Consider the following 3,197-nt stretch of genomic DNA (forward strand, 5'->3'; position numbering starts at 1 on the left):
CGGCAAGCCCGTGCCCCGTACGGCCGCCGAGATCGCCACCGCCGTCGGCGACTTCTGGAGCGGACGGAAGAAGAAGGACCGCCTCAGCTTCGCCAACTACACCCAGTACATCGACACCGACCCCGGCGACCAGAGCCGGCACCCCACTCTGACGGCATTCACCCGCGCGACCGGCATCAAGGTCGCCTACGACGAGGTGATCGACGACAGCGCCTCCTGGTTCGGCAAGCTCCAGCCGGAGTTCGCCTCCGGACAGGGCATCGGCTACGACCTGATGGTGGTCGGCGGCGACAGCTACCTGACCAAGTACATCGAACTCGGCTACCTCGCCCCGCTCGACCACGGCCGCCTGCCGAACTTCGCCCGCTACGGCGGGGCCGCGTTCAAGAACTCCTCCTTCGACCGCGGCAACGTCTACACCGTGCCCTGGCAGTCCGGCATGACCGGCATCGGCTACGACCCGGCCAAGGTGGGCCGGAGGATCACCAGCTGGCAGGACCTGCTCGACCCCAAGCTCAGCGGCAAGGTCGGCATGTGGAACGACGCGGTGCAGATGGGCAACATCGCCCTGCTCGCCATCGGCGTCGACCCGGAGAAGTCCACCCACGCCGACTGGCTCAGAGCCGCCGCCTGGCTGCGCAGGCAGCGCGACGCCGGCCTGGTGCGCTCCTACAGCACCACCACCTACCAGTCCTCCCTCCAGCGTGGCGACCTGTACGCCTCGCTGGTGTACTCCGGGGACATCTTCCAGGCCAACCAGAGCGGCTCGCGGCTGGAGTTCGTCATCCCCGACGAGGGCGGACTGCTGTGGACCGACAACCTCTGCATCCCCTCGACGGCCGCGCACCCCGTGGACGCCCTGACCTACATGGACTACGTCTACCGGCCCGAGGTCGCCGCGAGGATCAGCGAGACGGTGCAGTTCGTCTGCCCCGTCCCCGGCGCCCGAGCGGTCATCGCGCGCGACGCGGCCGCCGCCACCGGCACGCGCCGGCCCCTGCTCGACTCCCTGAGCACCAGCCCCCTGGTCTTCCCGACCAGGGCCGACCAATCCAAGCTGCGCCACCTGCGGGTGCTCGACGAAGCGGAGGAGAAGCAGTGGAACGCGCTGTTCGAACCTATCTACCAGTCCTGACCCGCCACCGACGGCGCCGGTCCGGCGCGGCACTGGCCCCGTATCTGATGGTGCTGCCCGGCTGGCTGTGGCTGGCCGCCTTCTTCGTGACCCCCGTGATCGTCATGGTGTCGCTGTCCCTGCAGACCGGCGACTTCATCGACGGCTTCCACCAGACCTTCCACTTCCACACCTACGCGGCCGTGGTGGAGACGTACCACGTGCAACTGGTCCGCTCCCTGCTCTACGGCGCCGCGGCCACCGCCGCCTGCGCCCTGGTCGGCTACCCGGTGGCCTACTGGATCGCCTTCCGGGCCGGCCGGCACAAGTCGGTGTTCCTCTTCCTGCTCCTGCTGCCCTTCTTCGTCTCCTTCGTCATCCGCACCCAGTCCTGGAACGTGGTGCTCGCCGACAACGGCGTCCTGCTCGGCCCCCTCAAGCACCTGGGGCTGCTGCCGGCCGGCTTCCACGTCCTGGCCACCCCGTACGCGGTGATCGGCGGACTGACCTACAACTTCCTGCCGTTCATGGTGCTGCCCGTGTACGTGGCCCTGGAGCGGGTGGACGCCAAGGTGATCGAGGCCTCCACCGACCTCTACGCCTCCCGGGCGCAGACCTTCTGGCGGGTGGTGCTGCCGCTGTCCCTGCCCGGGGTCTTCGCGGGCGTGCTGCTGACCTTCGTGCCCGCCTCCGCCGACTACGTCAACGCCGGCATCCTGGGCGGCCCCTCGACCACCATGATCGGGAACATCATCCAGACCGAGTACTTCACCAACCTCGACTACCCGGCCGCCGCCGCCCTGTCCTTCGTGCTCATGGGCGCCCTGCTGCTGGCCGTGTTCGCCTACGCCCGCGCCCTGGGCACCGAGGACGTGCTGGAGGTGGCCGCGCGATGACCACGGACACCGTCGCCCCCGCCGTGGACACGGCCGCGGCGCCCCGGCCGCGCACCGGCCGCCGCCCGCGCCGCCGGCCCACGCTCACCGTGTACACCTGGCTGGTGCTGGCCTGGCTGCTGCTGCCGATCGCCGTCATGGTCCTGTTCGGCTTCAACGACACCCACAGCAAGGTGAACTTCACCTGGCAGGGCTTCACCCTCACCTGGTACCGCCACCTGTTCGCCATCCCCAACCTGACCTCGGCGCTGGTCAACAGCCTCACCGTCGCGCTGGTCGTCACGGTGGTCGCCACCTTGCTGGGCACCCCGATCGGCCTGGCTCTCGGCCGCCACCGCTTCCGCGGCCGCGGCTCGGTGGACCTGCTGATGTTCGCCGCGATCGCAGCCCCCGAAATCGCCCTGGGCGCCGCCCTGTTGTCGCTGTTCATCGTCCTCGGCGTGCCCCGCGGCTACTGGACCGTCGTCCTCGCCCACGTGGCGTTCTGCATCCCGTACGTGGCCATCACCGTACGGGCCCGCACGGCAGGTCACGACCCGACGCTGGAGGAGGCCGCCCGGGACCTGGGAGCCGGCCCCTGGACGGCGTTCCGGCTGGTCACCCTGCCGATGCTGCTGCCCGGTGTGGCCTCCGGCGCCCTGCTGTGCTTCGCCCTGTCCATCGACGACTACGTCATCACCAGCTTCAACGCCGGGCGGACGGTCACCTTCCCGCTGTGGGTGTACAGCGCCAGCCGTACCGGTGTGCCCCCACAGGTCAACGTCATGGGAACGCTGATCTTCGTCGGCGGCCTGGTCATCGCCGGCGCGAACGTCCTGTTCTCCCGCCGCCGCCCGGCCTGACCTCACCCCCCCCTTTTGAGCACACCGGCCCGCCGTGGCCGGTGCGGACCCAACCCCTCCGAAGGAAACCATCACCGTGCTCTCTTTCAACGAAGCCGAGTTCGTCGCCCAGACCGAAAGCCTCGTGGCGCTGCGCCCCCGGATCGAGGAGGTCGTCGACCGTCTCGTGGACGAGGGCTACGACAACGTCCTCCTCGTGGGCGCCGGCGGCACCTACGCGCAGATGTGGCCGTACGAGCACCTGGCCCGGCGCGGCCTGGCTGATCGACAAGGCGGGCTTCACCAAGGGCTACGGCACCGGGCCCGCCCGCATCTCCACCAAGCACACGCTCGCCCTCACCAACC

General features: G+C 69.7%; 3 protein-coding genes and 1 pseudogene. All 4 read left to right on the top strand.

The genetic code is table 11. The annotated features are described in order from the left end of the window. A partial coding sequence (locus ACWEN3_RS44240; protein ID WP_452983741.1) for a polyamine ABC transporter substrate-binding protein occupies window positions 1–1,135 on the top strand: 1,135 nt, incomplete at its 5' end. Next, window positions 1,099–2,010, top strand: coding sequence for an ABC transporter permease (locus ACWEN3_RS44245; RefSeq protein WP_452983744.1), 912 nt, complete (start codon window positions 1,099–1,101; stop codon window positions 2,008–2,010). The genes ACWEN3_RS44240 and ACWEN3_RS44245, both read left to right, overlap by 37 nt. Next, the gene (locus tag ACWEN3_RS44250; RefSeq protein ID WP_452983747.1) at window positions 2,007–2,852 is read left to right on the top strand and encodes an ABC transporter permease; all 846 of its coding nucleotides are present in this window, start codon (window positions 2,007–2,009) and stop codon (window positions 2,850–2,852) included. The genes ACWEN3_RS44245 and ACWEN3_RS44250 overlap by 4 nt, the downstream gene beginning before the upstream one ends. A 227-nt stretch (window positions 2,853–3,079) precedes the next feature. Continuing rightward, window positions 3,080–3,197 (top strand): annotated as a pseudogene (locus tag ACWEN3_RS44255) (UDP-N-acetylmuramate dehydrogenase); the annotation flags it as partial.

The sequence above is a fragment of the Streptomyces sp. NPDC004561 genome (assembly GCF_053602155.1).

Excerpts from the sequence above, each read along its gene's own strand:
- ACWEN3_RS44250 (WP_452983747.1), top strand. The coding sequence starts at position 2,007 with ATGACCACGGACACCGTCGCCCCCGCCGTGGACACGGCCGCGGCGCCC.